Genomic DNA, 17,288 nt, shown 5'->3' on the forward strand with positions numbered 1-17,288 from the left:
AGGAGCCCACACGTGGCCGACGCAGGTGCATACCCTTATCGAGACCTCCGCGACTACCTGCACACGCTCGACAGCGAGGGGCTGCTCCACAGCATCGACGAACCCGTCGACAAGGACGCCGAGCTGGTGCCCCTCGTCCGCCTCCAGTTCCGCGGACTGCCGGAGAGCCGCCGTCGCGCCTTCCACTTCACCCGTGTCAAGGACGCACGCGGGCGCACCTATGAGGGCTCCGTCCTCATCGGCGGCTTCGCCGCATCACGTGAGGTCTACGCCACCGCTCTCGGCGCCGCACCCGCAGAGGTCGCCGCCCGCTGGGCCGCCGCCCTCGACCACCCCGTCGAACCCGAACTCCTCGCCACGGGGCCCTGCAAGGAGAACGTCCTCACCGGCCAGGACCTCCTCGACGCCGCCGGTGTCGAAGCGTTCCCCCACCCCGTCTCCACCCCCGGCTTCGACCCGGCGCCCTTCCTCACCGCCCCCTACTGGATCACCAGGGACCCCGAGGACGGCACGTACAACGTCGGGACCTATCGAGGCATGATCAAGGGCCCCGACCGCATCGGCCTCCAGATGGACACGCCCACCCAGCACATCGCCATCCACCTCGCGAAGGCGCGCCGCGCAGGGCGGAAACTCCAGGTGGCGGTCGTGCTCGGTGCCGTGCCCGCGGTCGGCTTCGCCAGCGTCCAGAAGATTCCCTACGGCGTCAGCGAGTACGCCGTTGCCGGCGGTCTCATGGGCCGCCCCCTCGACGTCGTCGCGTGCGAAACGGTCGATCTCGTGGTGCCCGCACACGCCGAGATCGTCATCGAGGGGGAGATCGACCCCGAACACCTGGAATCCGAGGGCCCCTTCGGCGAAGCCTCCGGGTACATGGGACCGCGCACCATGTCACCGGTCCTGGAGGTCACGGCCATCACCCACCGCACGAAGCCCGTCGTCCAGGCATTCATCAGCGAATTCCCGCCCAGCGAGTCCACGCTGATGCGGAAGATCGCCTTCGAGAACGTCTACCTGCGCTTCCTCAAGCAGGGGTGCAACATCGGGGCCGTGCGCCGTGTCGTCACCTACGAGAGCGGCACCTGCAACATGTTCTTCGTCATCCAGCTCAGCAATCCCACGGCAGGCCAGGCACGCCAGGCCCTCTACGCCGCGTCCGGATACGAGGCATCCATGGGCAAGACCATCATCGCCGTCGACGACGACATCGACCCCGAGGACATGGACGCCGTCATCTGGGCCATGAGCTTCCGCATGCAGCCCGCCCGCGATGTCACCGTCCTGCCGGGCAAGCTTCCCCGCCTCGACCCGTCCGCGGCGACGGACGGCTCCGAAGCCTCCTCGTCGGCCCTCCTCATCGACGCCACCCGCAAGATGCCGTATCCGCCGACCTCCCTGCCGGCGCGTCCCTACATGGAGCGCGCTCGCGCCCTCTGGGACGACCTCGGCCTGCCGGAACTGCAGCTCACCGAACCCTGGCACGGCTATGAGCTGGGGGACTGGAGCGAGGAGGACCGCCGTAACGCCGACGCCGCGGCCCGGGGCGGACGACGGGAGTAGGACCGGCGGTCGGGCACCGGCGGCGAACGGGGGCCCGGGCGCGCCCCGCGCCCACCCGCGGTGGGCAGCCGCGCGCCCCGCCGAAACGCCCCTCCCCCTTCCCCTCCTCGAACACCGTGCCTCCCGCCGTGGCACTGCGGGGTCCTCGGCGCCCGACTTCCGGCCAGGCCACCACAAGCCCGTAAGGACACGACATGCGGCTGATCGTCGGCATGACAGGCGCCACCGGCGCACCCATCGGCATCCGCCTCCTCGAAATCCTCGCCGAACTCGGCGTCGAGACCCATCTGATCCTCAGCCATTGGACCCGCGTCACCATCGAGACCGAGACCGACTGGGCCATCGCCGACGTACGCGCGCTCGCCACCCGTGTGCACGGCCCCCGCGACCAGGCGGCCCCGATCTCCAGCGGCTCCTTCCGTACCGACGGCATGGTCGTCGCTCCGTGCAGCATGAAGACGGTCGCGGGCATCCGCACCGGTTACAGCGAGGGCCTCATCGGCCGGGCCGCCGACGTCGTCCTCAAGGAACGCCGCCGCCTCGTCCTCGTCCCCCGCGAGACACCGCTCAGCGAGATCCATCTGGAGAACATGCTCGCCCTGGCCCGCATGGGCGTACAACTCGTGCCGCCCATGCCCGCCTTCTACCACCGGCCCGAGACGGTCGGTGACATCGTCGACCACATCGTCGCCCGTGTCCTCGACCAGTTCGGTCTTGAGTTTCCCGGCTTCCGGCGCTGGGGGGAGGACCCGGCCGGCCCCCCGGCCGAGCCTCCCCGCGCCGACACAGGGACCGGCACCTGGTGATGCGGCCGGGACGGCCTGCCGTGAAGCCCACGGCGCCGGGTGCCGGGGGTACCGCGCGGCCGAAACCCGTGGGAGTGCGGAGCGGATGTCCCGAGCCGGTGCCTCTTTTCGGCCACCTCAAGAGAAGGAGTCGCAGATGACCGCAAGGGCAATGACGCAGCACACGGAGAAGCTCGCCGACAAGTGGGGCGCGCACTTCCCCGCGGCCGAACTGGAAGTCCTCGCCGCCGCCGGCTACGGCGCCCGCATGGGCTTCGGTGAGCGCCCCGCCCTGCTCGTCGTCGATGTCACCTACAGCTTCTGCGGCACCTCGCCCATGCCGGTCCTCGACGCCGTCCGTGCGAACCGCCGCTCCTGCGGGGCCTGGGCCTGGGAAGCGGTCGGCTCCATGCGCCGGCTCATCGATGCGGCCCGCACGGCGCAACTGCCGGTCGTGTACAGCACGATGCTCGACCCGGGCGACGCTGCTTACGAGCCCGGCCTGTGGGGGGCGAAGAACGCGCGCGGCAAGGAGGACAGCCCTGCCCCGGCTGCCGGGCCCCGGCGGGACAACGACGTCGTCGACGACATCCGACCCGCGCCGGGCGATCTGGTGGTGGCGAAGGGCAAGCCGAGCATCTTCCACGGCACGAACCTCCTCGACCACCTCATCGCCCGCGGCGTCGACTCCCTGATCATCTGCGGCGGCACCAGCAGCGGCTGCGTGTACGCGAGTGCCGTCGACGGCTTCTCGCACAACCTCAAGGTCACCGTTGTCCGCGACGCCTGTTTCGACCGCGTCGAGACCCCGCACTGGGCAAGTCTCCTCGACATCGACATGAAATACGGCGATGTGATCGGCATCGACGAGGCGGTCGCCCACCTCGGCGGTCTGACCTGCCGAGTCTCATAGGCAGGCGCCGAATATACCCTTAAGTAATTGACTTACGTATGTTACTTTAATCAGGTTCCCAAGGTCCTCCGTAGGGAGTCCGCTATGCGCCTGGCTGTGCCCGACCTCGTGTCCAACTCGTACTTCCCCGCGATCGCGGCCGCGGAGCTCGGGTACTTCCGCGACGAGGGCCTCGATGTCGACCTTGAACTGAAGTTCCCCGTCACCGACGCGGCCGCCGCGCTGCGTGACGGGGAACTCGACTTTCTGGCGGGTGCGGCCCACGCCCCTTTCCACGTCGATCCCGAGTGGCGAAAGACCCGGCTGCTCGCGGCGCTCGCGCGCAACATGTACTGGTTCCTCGTGGTGCGCGCCGATCTCGATCCGTTCCCCGCCAAGGACCGGCTCGACCTGCTGAAGGGACTGCGCATCGGCGCGGCGCCCGGTCCCGATCTCGGACTGCGGGGGCTGCTCGCCGACGCGGGGGTCGCCCCTGAGGCCGCCGGCATCGAGATCGCGCCCGTGCCCGGCGCCGCGGGCGACGTCTCGTTCGGTGTCACCGCTGCCCGGGCGCTGGCCGAGGGCAGGATCGACGCGTTCTGGGCCAACGGCATGGGCACCAAGGTGGCCGTGCGGGAAGGCGTCGGCAGGGTCGTCGTCGACGCGCGCCGCGACGGTGGCAGGCCCGCCGGGTTCACCTTCCCGGCCCTCATGACCTCTCGCCGCCTGGCAGAAGAGCGGCCCGAGGACGCCGCGGCCGCCACCCGGGCCATCATGCGGGCCCAGGAGGCGCTGCGTGCGGACACCGGGCGCGCCACGGCTGTCGGCCGTGCCCTCTTCCCCGCCATGGAAGCCGAACTCATCGCCGAACTGATCGAGCACGACCTTCCCTACTACCGGCCCGAACTCGACACCGAGGTGCTGGAAGGGCTCGCGGAATTCGCCCGCCGGTCGGGACTGAGCACCGGCGCGGTCGATCTGGCGGCAGTGGTACCGGAGGCAGCCCGCACCGCCTGGCAGCAGGGCTGAACCGGCGCTGCGGAGCCACCCGGAGACTGGAGCACGAATGAGAGTCGCCCTGATCCAGATCGCCAGCCCGGCCGCCGAGTCGTCCACCGATCGGCGCGCGCGTGCCGAGTCGCTGATCCGCAAGGCGGCACACGGCGGGAGTGATCTCGTGGTGCTGCCCGAACTGTGGGCCGCGGGCTACTTCGCCTTCGATGCCTACGAGGCCGAGGCGGAGGACGCGGACGGTGCCACGGTGACCGAACTCGGCGCACTCGCCAGGGAACTGGGCTTGTACCTGCACGCGGGAAGCCATGTGGAGCGGGTGGCCGACGGCGGGCTGCGCAACACCGCGGTGCTCCTCGGCCCGGACGGCGAAGTCCTGCACCGGTACAGCAAGGTGCACGTCTTCGGCTACCGGTCGAAGGAGGCCCGACTGCTGAGCCCCGGCGACCGGATCTCCACGGCCGAGACCCCGTTCGGGCCCATTGCCTCGACCACCTGCTACGACCTGCGCTTCCCCGAGCTCTGGCGCGGCCTGGTCGACATCGGCGCCCGCATCGTGATCGTCCCGGCCGCCTGGCCCGCCGCACGGCTCGCCCACTGGCGGCTGTTCACCTCCGTACGCGCCGTCGAGGAGCAGGTGCTGCTGATCGCCTGCAACGCGGTCGGCGAGCAGGACGGCGTCCGACTGGGCGGCCACAGCCGCGTCGTCGACCCGTGGGGCGAGGTCCTCGCCGAAGCGGACCAGGACGAGGGCATCACGTACTGCGACGTGGCCCCCGAGGTCGTCACCACCGTGCGCAGGGAGTTCCCGGTGCTCCGCGACCGGCTCCCGTCCTACGCGCACCTCGCGCGCGAGAACCCCGATCCCACGAGGAGTTGAGCATGACCGCCACGACGCTCGCCTTTACCGTCACCGGCACCGGTGAGGAACTGCGCATCGACGACTTCGACCTGGTGGTCGCCGGCTACACGGGCCGCGACGAAGCCTCGGTGCGCGCACACATCGAAGAGCTCGCGGCCATCGGGGTCCCCGAGCCGGAGTCGGTGCCCGCCTTCTACCCGATGGGCCCGGAACTCGCCACCCAGAGCGGCGAGATCACCGTGTCGGGCACCTACACTTCCGGCGAGGTCGAGCCCGTCCTCGTCCGGCACGGCGGCCGGCTCTTCCTCGGTGTCGGCTCGGACCACACCGACCGCGACCTGGAACGCGACAGTGTCGCCAGGTCCAAGGAGGTCTGCCCCAAGCCGGTCTCCGCCGCGGTCGTCGAACTCCCCGACGACGGTTCCGGCTTCGACTGGGACACGGTGCGCCTCGAGTGCACGGTGGACGGCGTCGTCTACCAGCGCGGCACCCTTGAGGCCCTCCGCGTCCCCACCGAGGTCCTCGCCCTGCGTGACGCCGCCGTGCCGGCCGAGCGGAGCCTGGTGATGCTCTGCGGGACACTTCCCCTGCTCGACGGCACCTTTGTCGCCGGCACCTCCTGGAGCCTCACCCTGCGGACGCCCGACGGCACCGAGCTCCGCCACGCGTACACGGCCGGGACGCGCGTCGCGGCCTGACCCGCCCCAACCCCACCACCCGATCCGGAAAGGAGCTGTGCCGTGGCCAAGCCCGAGCACGAGTTCTTCCCCGCCAGGACCGTCGAGTTCACCCGCTGCGAAGGGACGGTCGACAGCCTGGTCGAGCGCATCCTGGCCCGCGACCCCGGGACGGGGGTCGCCACCCGCATCCTCCACATGCCGCCGGGCACCGACACCACACCCAACGGCGTGCAGGTCCACGACTTCTGGGAGGAGGTCTACATCATCGAGGGGTCCTTCACCGACACCCGCCTCGGCAGGACCTTCTCCGCCGGCGACTTCGCCTGCCGCCCGCCGGGCATGGAGCACGGCCCCTGGACCACCGAGGAGGGGGTCACGACCTTCGAGGTCCGCTACCCGGCCTGAGGCCGGGCTGCGCCACCGGGGTGGGGAGCCCAGCGGGGTTCCCCACCCCTTTGCCGTGCGCGCGTGCGTGCTCGCCGTGCGCGAGTGCGTCATCCGCGCGGAGGGCGGGGGCGCACGCCCGGGCCAGGGCCCTCCCGGCATGCCGAACGGCCGGTCCCCGAAGGGGGGACCGGCCGTTCGACGGCGAGGCGGGTGGGGTCAGGAAGCCTGCGGCCCCTCGACCCCGTACCCCGCAAGGGCCCTGTCCACCAGGGCGGTGGCGCGGTCGAAGTCGTACATCTCGCTCATGCGGGTGCGGACCAGGAACGGTGCGCCCGCGTAGAACATCTCGTACTGCTGGTGCCGGCTCGCGAACTCGGAGCCGACCAGGTCCCACACCAGCTTGAGCAGCTTGACGCGCTCCTCGCTCGGGAAGCCCGGCGACTGGACGTACCGCTCCAGGTCGGCGCGCGCCTCCGGGTGAGCGTAGTCGGCGGCGGAGGAGGGAAGCTGAATGACGCCACCACCGCACAGATCGCGGACGATGTTCAGCAGCTTGGGGTAGAAATCCGACTGGAGCGTCATCACCGCGTACGCCTCGGCCTTGCCGGGCCAGGCGACGCCGTGCTCGTCGATCTCGCAGTTCTGCTCCTGGGCCGCCACCAGGCCGCCCACCATGGCGGCGTGGGCGGCGATCTCCCCCAGGGTGCCGCGGACCGGCGGGAAGGAGGCCGAGCCGTTCATCTCCGCGACCCGCTTGGCCATCCCCGCCAGCAGATCGAGCTTGACGGAGAAGCGCGTCTGGGCCTGGTTGTTGCCGAGCAGGTGCGCCGGCGTACGGCTCCACTGGTCCCGGGTGATGTCCAGGTCGCGGTAGACGAAGACGTGCTCCCAGGGCACGAACACGTCGTCGAGGACGATCAGCGCGTCGGTCTCGTCGAAGCGGGAGGCGAGCGGGTAGTCGTAGAGGCTGGAGGCGGCCTCGGCGTAGCCGCGCCGCGAGTAGACCTTCAGCCCCTCGGCGCCGATCGGGATGGCGACGTTGACGGCCTGGTCCTCGTCACCGGGCCGCAGCGGGACGATGCAACTGAGGATGAGGTAGTCGGAGATGGCGGCACCGGTGCCGAGCATCTGCGCGCCGGCCAGGACGATGCCGTCCTCGCGCTCCTCCTTCACTCCCGCGTACAGGTGCGGGTCCGCCTGCTGGTGGGCGGGCTTGGAGCGGTCGATCTGGGGCGGGACGATCGCGTACGAGCAGTACAGGTCGTTGTCCCGGACGTACTCGTAGAAGCGCACGATGTTGTCCGCGTACCGCTGGCCACCCTCGGCGAAGACATCGGGGCGGGCGGCCCAGCCGGCGAGGAATCCGGCGACGTGCTCGGGGCCGCGCCCCATCAGGCCCAGGGTCATCTCGGCCTGCTTGCGCAGGGCGACGCGGCGTGAGCGCAGGTCCTCCTCGCTGCGGGGGATGAGGAAGGACTTGTTGACCCGTTCACCGGTGGCGGGCGACGGATACGTCATCACCTCGGCGTTGGCCGGGTCGTCGGCGTGGTCGTAGACACCGGCGATGGACCGGACGGCACCGCGGAAGGCGGGGTGGGACGTGATGTCGTCGACGAACTCGCCGTTGATGAACACGCGGCGCCCGTCGCGCAGTCCATCCATGTACTCCTTGCCCGAGCGGGTCACGCGTACTCCTTCACAACGTGGGACGACGAACTCCGGTCAGCGGTGCGCGGCCCGGATGCGGGGGGCGCGGCGTCCACGAGCTCTCGGTAGGCGCCGCGGAAGTGGATCAGGGGGTCGTGGCCGGGGCAGTCGTCGGCGGGGATCCCGATGCTGCTGACCCGGGCGATCAGCACGGCGTGGGTGCCGGCCTCCACGTCCTGGTCGACCTCGCAGTCGAGGAAGGCGAGGGCCTTCGCGAGGGCAGGCGCATGCCACTCGGGCCGGTCGACCAGCCACTCGTCGGCGAGGGTCTTGTCCGAGCCGGGGCGTGCGCAGTGGTCGGAGATCTCGCGAGCCGCGGTGCCCAGGATGTTCACCCCGAACCGGCCGGTCTCCACGATGCGTGCGTAGCTGCGGTTGGCGCGGTTGACACAGATCAGAACGAGCAGCGGATCGGCGGAGACCGACGAGAAAGCCGTGGCGGTCATCCCCAGGGGCGTGCCGTCAGCCTCCCGGAGCGTGATGACGTTGACGCCGGCCGCGAAGGAGCCGAGAGCGGCTCGGAAGCCGCCGGCGTCCGTGGTGGCTGGTTGAAGACTCATGGAAACCTCCTCGCCATCAGTGAAGAGCAATGCGGTACTTAGGTCAAGTACTTGAGTAGAGGAAATATGGCGTGCGTGTGCCCGGCCGCTGGAAGCGAGGGGTCCTGCACCGGAGGGAAGTGCTTGTTTCAGGTATGTTATTTTTGTGCGTGTTTCCGTGAGGAACACCGATGAGAGCAGGGTGCACCGATGAGCGACGCCATGCGCGCCTACCTGGAATGGGCCGACCCCGGTGAGGGGCAGCGCAAGCGCGAGTTCCAGTCGTACGTACGCAACGTCGCCGAAGCCCGCTACGTCATGCGCCGGGTCCTGCGCATCGTCGAGGACCGCGCCAAGGAACACGACCTGGAACCCCTCAGCCACCAAGCGCTGCTCCAGGTCTACGGAGCCGACGGTGGCATAACCGTCAGCCGCCTGGCCGCACGCCTCGACATCGCGGCCGCCTTCGCCTCACGCCTCGTGCGGCGCCTGGAGGAGTCGGGCTTCGTCACTCGCACGCCGTCCGAGATCGACAAACGCGTGATCATCGTGACCGCGACCAAGGACGGTATCGAGAAGCTTTCGGCCATCGACGACGACGTCCACCGCCACATCGCCTTACTCCAGCATGAACTCAGCGCCGACGAGAAACACATGGCCCTCTTGATCTTCGCCTTCTACGTGGGCCTCGAAGCCAACAGCCCGGCCGCGCGCCTCATCCGCGCCGGAATCGATCGCTGAGACACTTCCGGCCGAGGCTGACGTCCGACGAGAGGGGGCCCCACACAAGGGGCCCGGGCCGCGGGCCTGACACCGGACCGCACGAGAGCGCACGCCATGCGGCCGAGAGTGCGGGCGCGGTGCGGCGGACGGCGGACGCGGGGCCGGGCGGGGCGGTCCGGGCCGTCAGCCGAGCGGGGACTCGGGTCCACTTCGCGGCTGCCGATCACCACGGTGTCCGCGGGTGCGGTGCGCGCTACCTGGCGCGCGGTGTCCGGGGCGGGGTTCGACACGGGAATGGGCCCGCGGTCCTGGCCACCAGGGCCGCGCATAGGTCCTGCCGGCGGGCGGGCCCCGTGACCGGCGATCGCCAGGACGGAGCCGTGCACCGGCGTACGCGGATCGACAGGCGGGGCGGGGCCATCGCGATCCTCCCCGCCCCCAAGCCGATCGTGATCAGCCGAACAGCTTGGAGCCGAGCGGGTGTCGCCGGTCGAAGCCGGGGAGGATCAGGAATGTCGCGCTGGCGGTTGTGGTGGTGAACCGCAGCAGTGCGTCCGAGGTGTCCATGTGGGTGAGGGTGGCGGTGAAGGTCCGCAGATCGTTCTGGAAGCTGATGAAGAGCAGGCCGGGGGCGGGCTGGTCGGTGCTGTAGGAGCGGCGGAGCATGAGCCCGACCCCGACCACGGTGGCGTGCGCTCTGCGGGCGTGGGAGTCCGCGGGGACGAGATAGCGCCCGTCCGGTGTCTTGGCTCCGAGCTCCGGGCCCGAGGCGGCGGTACCGCCGGAGAGGGGCACGCCGCTGGCCCGGTGCCGCCCGAAGACGGCTTCCTGTTCGGCTACGGACAGGGCGGCGAACCGCGGCAGGTCGAGTTCCATGCGCCGCAGTACGGCAAGGGTGCCGCCGGCGACCGCGGGGGGCCCCGCCAGCCACAGGTCGCGTTGCTGTTCGGCGGTCGTGTGCGGGCCCACGATGCCATCGATGAAACCGAGCGGGTTGCGCGGCGCGGTGAGGCCCTCGCCGACTGACACGTTCGCACCGCGGCGTGCGGACTGGCGCCAGCGTTCGCGGACGCGGTCACCGGCCTGGTCCAGAAGCGCGGCGGCGACCACCGGCAGGAGCAGCGCGTCGCTGGCGCAGATCTGTATCAGCAGATCACCGCCGCGTGCTCGCGGGGCGATCCGCTCGCGGGAGAACCGCGGGAGGTCGGCCGCGCCGGGCAGCGAGGCACCGGCCGTGCGCACCAGCCGGGGGCCCACGCCGACGGTCACGGTGAGGTCGCCCGGCGGCAGGCCCAGCAGCCGGGTGTCGGTCCCCGCCGTGAGTGCCCGGATGGCCTGGCCGAGTTCGGCCAGCAACGGGCCCGGAGCCACGGTGGCACCGAGGTCGGCCACCACGGCGAGCAGGTTGGGCTGGGCCGGCTGGGGGAGCGTGATGCCCCTCTGATGGCGGCCCGTCGCCGGCACCGGCCTGGGCGTGGCCGCTGCGGCAGGGGCGTGCCGGCCTGGCTGGGCGGAGTCCGATGTGCACCCGGCGGTCAGACCGGCGGCCGCCATGGCGCCGGTGACATCGAGGAACGTGCGGCGTGACGGGTGGTGATCGGCTCGGCGCATGGGGTGCAGAGTGCCACACCCGAAAGGCGCGTGCCGGTCAACCCGACGATTCTGGCGTGGAATTGGGCGGCATGCCAGACTGGGATCATGCCTCGATTAGCTCTTCGCGTGTTGGCGGCGGTAGTGGGCACGCTGACACTGGTGGCAGGCTGCGGCGGCGGCGATGGCGGCGATGGCGGATCGGGCAAGGGCCGGCGTCCGTCCGGTGCGCATGTGACGATCGGAGTGCCTGCCGATGCCCCGACGATCTCGGCTGCGGTGTCCCTGGCCCGGCCCGGTGACCTGGTGCTGGTCGCGCCGGGCGTCTACCACGAGTCGGTGCGCATCGACACGGCGGGCGTCACCCTCCGTGGCTCGTCCCGGGACAAGGTCGTCATCGACGGGCGGTTGCGGCAGCCGAACGGCGTCGTCGTCTCGGCGCCCGGCGTGGCCGTGGAGAACCTGACGGTGCGGAACAACACGCAGAACGGGGTCCTGGTCACCGGTTCCGCGAAGGCGGCCGCCGGCCTGCCGGGGGGAGACGGCGGCTACGACACCGGCGACGAGCCCGCCACCTTCCTGAAGTCGTTCCTGGTCTCCCACGTGACCGCGACCCGCAACGGTCTGTACGGCATCTACGCGTTCTCCGCCCGCAACGGTGCCATCGAGCACTCGTACGCGTCGGGCGGCGCCGACTCGGGGATCTACGTCGGCCAGTGCAAGCCCTGCAACATCGTGGTGCGCGACAACGTCGCCGAGCTCAACGCGGTCGGTTACGAAGGCACCAACGCCAGCGAGGACATGTACGTGGTCGGAAACCGCCTGGTCGGCAACCGGGTCGGCCTGACCACCAACTCCGACCACCAGGAGAAACTGCTCCCGCAGCGCGGCGCCGTCATCGCGGGCAACCTGATCGCCGCCAACCAGCAGACGGCCACCCCGGAGCAGGCCGACGGCGGGTGGGGCATCGGCGCCGGCATCGACGGCGGCAACGACAACCGGTTCGTCCGCAACCGCATCGCCGGCAACCGCAACGCCGGGCTGGTGATCACCGCGACCGCCGACATCCCTCCGGTCGGCAACCAGATCGTGGACAACACGTTCACCGGCAACGGTGTCGACGTCGGCTGGACCTTCCCGACCGCCACGCGGGGACGGGGCAACTGCCTGCGGGGCAACGATCTGCGCACCACCGTGCCCGCCCGGCTCGCGACGACCGCGGCCTGCCCCCTTGCGGCCGGGTCGTCCTCGCCGGCCGGCACGTGGGCGGCGCCGACGGCACCCGGCGGCATCCCGTTCACCGAGGTCGCCCCGCCTGCCCCGCAGCCGCAGTTCCCCGACGCCGCCACCGCGGGAGCCACCGCCGTCCCGCCCGTCCCGGCCCTGCCGAGGACAAAGGACGTCCGGGTGCCGCCGGCGTCGCTGCTCGCCGCGCACGCACGGGTGCGGACCTCCTGAACAGCGGCTACCTGGCCGGGGTGGTTCCCGGTAGCGGCCTGACCGGAACGTACTCGTGGGTGTCGAAATCGATGACCACCGGCTCCGGCTGCGAACCCACGCTGACGCGGACCCGGTACATGGTGCCGTCGGATCCGATCCAGTAGCGCACCCTGCCCGCCGTACCGGAGTGGTCGGGGGAGGACGGTCCCGTCATGACGTCCACCCGGTGCCCGGCCACCTGCTCCCGCCCCCACCAGGCGGCGCCGTTCTGGGGCAGCAGTTCGGCGTTGTCCGGCCGGTCGCCGCCGAGACCGAGCGCGATGGACAGGGAGGTGTCCAGCGCACTGCCGGACGACAGCAGCGGACGGTCGTACCAGCCCGAGCCGGGCGGTGCCGCGGGTGCGTGCGCCGGGGCGTCCGCCATCGGGCGGACGTGCACCGCGGTGGGCGTCCACTGGATCAGCCCGTCGCTGGACCTGTCGCGCCCGGTGCCGTGCACCACGCCGTAGCCGACCTTGCGCCGGTAGTCGACGGACCCGGTGACGGTCAGTCCGCCGGCAGCGCCCGGCACGGTGATCGTCACCGCCCGGCCCCGCGCCTGGTAGTTGCGGAACCGCGTGATCGCCAGCCGGCTCGCCTCATCCGTCGTCAGCGGGCGCGGACCACCGGTGTCCGAGCCGCCGTCGGCGGCCAGGAACGCGGCCACCGCGGCCACCGCGGCCACCGCGAGGGCCGCGACGACGATGACGGCCGCGGTCCGCCGCGACCGCGGCCATCGGCGCCGGCCGGCCGGACGACCTGGTGGGGCCTGCCGGAGTCTCGCGCTCCGCACGCGGTTCGACGCTGACACTCTCCGATTCATCCTTTCGATCACCACACCGTCCGGCCGCCGCGGGCTCGCGGCGGCACTGGCGGTCCGGTGGCAGACGACGCAAAGGCCGGCCCTCGTGGACCGGCCGAGACGTGCGCTGCCCGTCAGCGCCGATACGGACCGCTGACGGGCAGATCACCGTTGTGCGGATGGTTCAGTGCTGCCGGGCGTGACGATTCCGGGTCACGAACACGATGACCAGGCCCGAGCCCAACAGCAGACCGACGATGCCGATCATCTCCGCCAGCCCGGGCGTACCGGTGCTGGCCAGCGCACCCCCGCCTCCACCGGCCGGGGCCGGGTGGTTGGCAGGCGGCGCGGGCGAGGGCGGCGTGGAGGCCGCGGGCGGCGTCGGGGTCGGAGTCGGAGTCGGGGTCGGCGTCTCCTTCGGGATGTACACCCCGGCGTCGATCGTGTGATCGACGCCGCCCGGCTTGTCCGGCGCTGTGACGGGCGCGTAGCCGTTGCACAGCGGTCCGGTGGTCGGCGGGGTCACATTGGAGTCGTGCGCACGGTCGGCACCGGCCCGCGGGAGCGTGAACCTCAGCTCGCTCGCCGGGGGCTGCTCGGGCACCTGGCTGGTGTCCGCGGTGCACACGTCGAACTGCACCGTGTACTTCGCGCCCGGCGTGAGCTCGTACCGGGCGCCGACGCCACCGAAGTAGTACTCGCCGGCGGCATTGGTCGTCGTTGTGGCGACCTGTTTGCCGTCCGCGTCCAGCAGGTTGATCGTCGCCCCCGGCAGCAGCACGTGCCCCGGGTCCTGGATCCCGTTGTGGTCGCCGTCGAACCACACGACGTTGCCGATCTGGATCGGCGCGTTCGCCGCGGCGTACGCGATGTCGCCGAGCCCGCCGGCCTTGCCGAACCCGCCCTGGTCCGCGCTGACGAACTGGAACCCGTTGGCGGTCGGGTTGTTGCCCGGGCCCTGACCGGTCGTGATGTCGTGGTAGCCGGTTCCCGAGGTCGCGACGTTGACGACCGGGTCGAACTCCGTGCTGACGACCCACTGCTGCTGCGGGATGTAGGCCACCGACCCCAGCGCGGTCTCCTGGTGCGCGTTGGCGTAGAAGTCGCCCGGGAAGTACTCGACCACGTCGGCGGGCTGGCCGCCGTTGTTGGCGGGGGTGGCGTGGTTGGAGCAGCTTCCGGTGCCCTCCCACTGGTACTCCCCGGTGGGAGTGGCGCAGACCATGGTGATGTCACCACCGGACATGCCGTTCTCCGCCGTGTTGTTCCCCGGCCGGGGGTCCAGCCCTCCCCAACTGAGCACGTCCATGAACCGGTCGCGGAAGCCCAGGATCATCGAGCCGTCGCGGGCGAAGGCGAGGGAGGCCAGCTCCGGCTGCGGATCGATGAAGACGCTGCCCGAGGTCCGGTCGTCCCACGTGTCCAGGCGGGTGTTCCACGGGTTCCAGTGGGTGGCCTTGTCGCCGGCGCCGTAGACGGTGCCGCGTTTGTCCGTGAGCGGGTGGCTCAGCACCGTGGTGAACCGCTTGCCGTCGTAGGTGGAGACGAAGGCCTTCAGGTCCGCGCGCTGCTGCGTGCTCTCCGCGCTGCACACACCGCCGACGTACAGCGTGTTGTTGTGCACCTGGAGACCGAACGGCCGCCAGTCGTCGGCGCTCGCGCACCCCGGGTCCGGGATCGCGACCGTCGACTTGGGTGCCTTGGCGGTGGTCCCCGTCGCGTCGAAGCTCACGAGGCTGCGGGTCCGCAGGTTCACCGCGTACAGCGTGGAGCCGTCCTCCGACAGGGCCAGGCCGCCGATGCTCTCCTTGCCCGGCGCGTCGGTGAACCCGGAGTCCTTGATCATGTTGGCGCTGTCGTGCTCCGTCACCGCGGCGTCCGGCACCTGTGCGAACAGCTCCGGCGCACCCGAGCCGTTGACCGGCGTCGTGTAGATCGCGCCTCCGCCCTGCGGCCCGTACGCGGTGTACCGGCGGGCGAACGCGCTCTGGAACAGCCGGGTCCGGTACTGGTCGTACGCCAACCCGAACGTCGTGCCGACCTGGTCCTGCGTGGCCAGCGTGGTCGGGCACGCCACATCGGTGGGGCACGTGCCCCGGGACTTCGTCCCGAACGCCACCAAGGCCCGCTTGTCGGTCCCGTTGGCGCCGTTGTGCACCGGCACGAAGTACCGCGAGTCCGGCAGTGCGTAGTCGGCCGGATCCCACACTCCCGTCACCACGGAGGCGTTCTCTCCGCCCGACACGTCCACGAACGACGTGAAGCTGTCGAAGTGGTTCTCCTCCGTCGAGGCGGGCGCCGCCCGCAGATAGCCGTTGTACGGCGCCGGGATGCTGACGTCGACGCGGTACTGGCCGCCGCTCAGCAGGGTCGACTGCGACACCACGACCTTTCCGGTGGCATCCGTGACGCCGGTGGCCACGTGCCCGGCCGGGTCGGAGACCTCCACCTTCATGCCCCGCTGCGGCACGTCCATCGTCGTGTTGATCACGCCGGTGCCGAAGAAGTCGCGCAGCACCTCAACCGTCAGTGTGCCGTCGGCGGTCGAAGCGGTGGCCGCTCCAGCCGTCACCCCCACGGCGCCGCCTGCCAGCAGGAGAACGGACAACGCGATGCGCGCCGGCGGCTCCGCGAGCCTCCGGGCTAACCGGCGCGAGTCTCTGCCGAGTCGGTTCATGGCATCACACTCCACACTTCTCTTGTCGTGTCTCTTGTCGTGAAAACGAAGCACTCGCTTCTCGCTGCACGTCCACTTCGTGACCCCGGGCGCGGACGCCGGTCGCGAACGTCACGGAAGAAAAAAAGGGTCCACTGCTGTTGCGTGGACCGCTTTGTGTTGATCACTGAGGATGTTGTGGGTGAGTTGTAAGCGCCGCAGGCCAGGAAAAAGCAAACGCACGTTCACCACCTCGGGCAGGACTGCCCTGGGTTGCGTGTGTTTGCAGCTCAATCACGGTGCCTTCGCCCCCACCCCCCGACCTCACCGACCGCCAGCGCGGGCAGCGCGCGATATCTTATCCCCTGGAGTCTTGCCGTCACAGCAGAACCCGTCGCATCCACGGGGATGCGCGCCCCTCGCCGGACGCTCGGAGAATGGCGACCGGAAGAATGTGCGAGAGTGAAGTGATGGCCGAATCTGGTCCCGTCGTGCGAGTGCCGTCCGGATGACGCGTCCGGGACTGCCTCCCACCCCGGGGCGTTGCGCAGCCGGGATCGGTCCGGTTCGCCTGCTGCACGGTTGACGTGGCGTGACACCTGGTATGCGGATGTGGACAGCGCCCGCGCACCGGCCCGCCCGCGTCCCGGCCGACCGGGCGTACCCGTCCCGGGAGATCCGCGCCTTTCCGCGCCGACGTGCAGAGCAGAACGGGCGGATCGGCACTCGCCCGGCGCTGGGGTGCCAGGCACTTTCGACCGACGGGTGCCGTCACCGACGCGCCCTCCGCACACGGGTGCACGGTCGGCGCCAAGACGTCGGGCTCTTGACGGGTGATCACGGCCGGGCGGCGGGGGCCCGGCCGAGGTCGCCGACCGTCCTGGCGCGAGCGGGGCGACCGGCATCATCGACGGCACTGAGATCCGGGCACGGCGGCACGGCGGCGCGGCGGCGCGGCACGGCGGCCCGGTGGCACGGTGGCCGCGAGGGCCGGGACGGGTTCCTCTGCGGCGAAAACGAGCCGAACGCCGTCGACTCCACGGCGGCCTTGGGCGGCGGAGGCGGCGTGCCGCGGTGCGGCCCGGCCCGCCCCGCAGGCCGCGCGGGCATCAGCCGTGCCCGCCGGTCAGGACTGGTCGAGCTCCTGGCCCACGGGCCCGCAGCCGGGATCCTCGCCGACGCCGGCCACCGGGAACCGGGCGCCCACACCGGCGGCCGGGTGGAGACCACCACACCGTCGGCCCATGCGGTGCCGTGCTCGACACGGATACGGGAGGGGAGAGTTCACGACGTCTCCCGCCAAACCGTGTACCAGCTCGTCGGACAAACCTCGTTCTCCCAGTTCAGAAGGGAGTTTCATGAGTACGCTCAAGATCTCCAACCGAATGGCCGGAGGGCTGGACCCCACCGGGATCGACTCGGCCTGGTCGGGGGGCCGTTAACTCCGCGGCACTTCCTGTACAGGACCGATTTGATCAAATCCGGCGCTCCCGGAGAGGTCCTTCCAGGCCGAGTTGGCCACACCGAGTGGGTTGACTGGTGCAACCACCGGCGCCTTCGCAGTGAGATAGGCCACGTTCCGCCGGTCGAGTACGAGGTAAAGCACTGCATGGAA

At 70.9% G+C, this 17,288-nt stretch carries 14 protein-coding genes; 9 read left to right on the forward strand and 5 right to left on the reverse strand.

What is annotated here, in order from left to right; genetic code table 11:
• Window positions 1-12 precede the first annotated feature (12 nt).
• The 7 genes from IE313_RS21240 to IE313_RS21270 all read left to right on the forward strand — a co-directional run bounded on the left by IE313_RS21240 (window position 13) and on the right by IE313_RS21270 (window position 6,195).
• Window positions 13-1,560 carry a UbiD family decarboxylase gene (locus tag IE313_RS21240; RefSeq protein WP_189934609.1) on the forward strand — a complete coding sequence of 516 codons (1,548 nt, stop codon included), beginning with the start codon at window positions 13-15 and terminating at the stop codon, window positions 1,558-1,560.
• Between the two features lie 194 nt (window positions 1,561-1,754).
• Entirely contained in the window at window positions 1,755-2,366 is a 612-nt protein-coding gene (locus IE313_RS21245) for a UbiX family flavin prenyltransferase (protein ID WP_189934611.1), read from the forward strand.
• 136 nt (window positions 2,367-2,502) lie between these two features.
• On the forward strand, window positions 2,503-3,258 hold the full coding sequence (locus IE313_RS21250; protein WP_189934613.1) for an isochorismatase family protein: 756 nt from the start codon (window positions 2,503-2,505) through the stop codon (window positions 3,256-3,258).
• An 84-nt stretch (window positions 3,259-3,342) separates the two neighbouring features.
• Window positions 3,343-4,266, forward strand: a complete 924-nt coding sequence (locus IE313_RS21255; RefSeq protein ID WP_189934615.1) for an ABC transporter substrate-binding protein — start codon at window positions 3,343-3,345, stop codon at window positions 4,264-4,266.
• A 37-nt stretch (window positions 4,267-4,303) separates the two neighbouring features.
• A complete protein-coding gene (locus IE313_RS21260) occupies window positions 4,304-5,128 on the forward strand; it encodes a carbon-nitrogen family hydrolase (RefSeq protein ID WP_189934618.1) in 825 nt (274 codons plus the stop codon).
• Window positions 5,129-5,130: 2 nt separating this feature from the next.
• Window positions 5,131-5,808 carry a DUF2848 family protein gene (locus tag IE313_RS21265; RefSeq protein ID WP_189934620.1) on the forward strand — a complete coding sequence of 226 codons (678 nt, stop codon included), beginning with the start codon at window positions 5,131-5,133 and terminating at the stop codon, window positions 5,806-5,808.
• Window positions 5,809-5,850: 42 nt separating this feature from the next.
• Window positions 5,851-6,195 (forward strand): cupin domain-containing protein, encoded by a 345-nt coding sequence (locus IE313_RS21270; protein ID WP_189934622.1) that lies wholly within the window; start codon window positions 5,851-5,853, stop codon window positions 6,193-6,195.
• A 198-nt stretch (window positions 6,196-6,393) separates the two neighbouring features.
• Here IE313_RS21270 and IE313_RS21275 read toward each other — a convergent pair whose 3' ends face one another.
• Window positions 6,394-7,863, reverse strand: a complete 1,470-nt coding sequence (locus IE313_RS21275) for a 4-hydroxyphenylacetate 3-hydroxylase family protein (protein WP_229924828.1) — start codon at window positions 7,861-7,863, stop codon at window positions 6,394-6,396.
• Complete coding sequence (locus IE313_RS21280; protein ID WP_189934624.1) at window positions 7,860-8,444, reverse strand: flavin reductase family protein; 585 nt, start codon at window positions 8,442-8,444, stop codon at window positions 7,860-7,862. Before IE313_RS21280 ends, IE313_RS21275 begins: the two co-directional genes overlap by 4 nt.
• Before the next feature lie 189 nt (window positions 8,445-8,633).
• On the opposite strand from IE313_RS21280, the gene IE313_RS21285 reads away from it, so the two are divergent.
• Window positions 8,634-9,164 carry a MarR family winged helix-turn-helix transcriptional regulator gene (locus IE313_RS21285; protein ID WP_189934626.1) on the forward strand — a complete coding sequence of 177 codons (531 nt, stop codon included), beginning with the start codon at window positions 8,634-8,636 and terminating at the stop codon, window positions 9,162-9,164.
• 435 nt (window positions 9,165-9,599) lie between these two features.
• Here IE313_RS21285 and IE313_RS21290 read toward each other — a convergent pair whose 3' ends face one another.
• Complete coding sequence (locus IE313_RS21290; protein ID WP_189934628.1) at window positions 9,600-10,757, reverse strand: Dyp-type peroxidase; 1,158 nt, start codon at window positions 10,755-10,757, stop codon at window positions 9,600-9,602.
• Window positions 10,758-10,982: 225 nt separating this feature from the next.
• On the opposite strand from IE313_RS21290, the gene IE313_RS21295 reads away from it, so the two are divergent.
• On the forward strand, window positions 10,983-12,194 hold the full coding sequence (locus tag IE313_RS21295; protein WP_229924841.1) for a right-handed parallel beta-helix repeat-containing protein: 1,212 nt from the start codon (window positions 10,983-10,985) through the stop codon (window positions 12,192-12,194).
• Window positions 12,195-12,201: 7 nt separating this feature from the next.
• Here IE313_RS21295 and IE313_RS21300 read toward each other — a convergent pair whose 3' ends face one another.
• Together IE313_RS21300 and IE313_RS21305 are read right to left on the reverse strand one after the other, a co-directional pair.
• Entirely contained in the window at window positions 12,202-12,882 is a 681-nt protein-coding gene (locus IE313_RS21300) for a hypothetical protein (RefSeq protein WP_189934850.1), read from the reverse strand.
• 319 nt (window positions 12,883-13,201) lie between these two features.
• Window positions 13,202-15,595, reverse strand: a complete 2,394-nt coding sequence (locus IE313_RS21305) for an SdrD B-like domain-containing protein (RefSeq protein ID WP_229924829.1) — start codon at window positions 15,593-15,595, stop codon at window positions 13,202-13,204.
• Window positions 15,596-17,288: the final 1,693 nt, after the last annotated feature.

Source organism: Streptomyces sulfonofaciens, from assembly GCF_014656295.1.
In the GTDB taxonomy this organism is placed as follows: Bacteria; Actinomycetota; Actinomycetes; order Streptomycetales; family Streptomycetaceae; genus Streptomyces; species Streptomyces sulfonofaciens.

Excerpts from the sequence above, each read along its gene's own strand:
- IE313_RS21245 (WP_189934611.1), top strand. The coding sequence starts at position 1,755 with ATGCGGCTGATCGTCGGCATGACAGGCGCCACCGGCGCACCCATCGGC.
- IE313_RS21250 (WP_189934613.1), top strand. The coding sequence starts at position 2,503 with ATGACCGCAAGGGCAATGACGCAGCACACGGAGAAGCTCGCCGACAAG.
- IE313_RS21255 (WP_189934615.1), top strand. The coding sequence starts at position 3,343 with ATGCGCCTGGCTGTGCCCGACCTCGTGTCCAACTCGTACTTCCCCGCG.
- IE313_RS21260 (WP_189934618.1), top strand. The coding sequence starts at position 4,304 with ATGAGAGTCGCCCTGATCCAGATCGCCAGCCCGGCCGCCGAGTCGTCC.
- IE313_RS21265 (WP_189934620.1), top strand. The coding sequence starts at position 5,131 with ATGACCGCCACGACGCTCGCCTTTACCGTCACCGGCACCGGTGAGGAA.
- IE313_RS21280 (WP_189934624.1), bottom strand. The coding sequence starts at position 8,444 with ATGAGTCTTCAACCAGCCACCACGGACGCCGGCGGCTTCCGAGCCGCT.
- IE313_RS21285 (WP_189934626.1), top strand. The coding sequence starts at position 8,634 with ATGAGCGACGCCATGCGCGCCTACCTGGAATGGGCCGACCCCGGTGAG.
- IE313_RS21290 (WP_189934628.1), bottom strand. The coding sequence starts at position 10,757 with ATGCGCCGAGCCGATCACCACCCGTCACGCCGCACGTTCCTCGATGTC.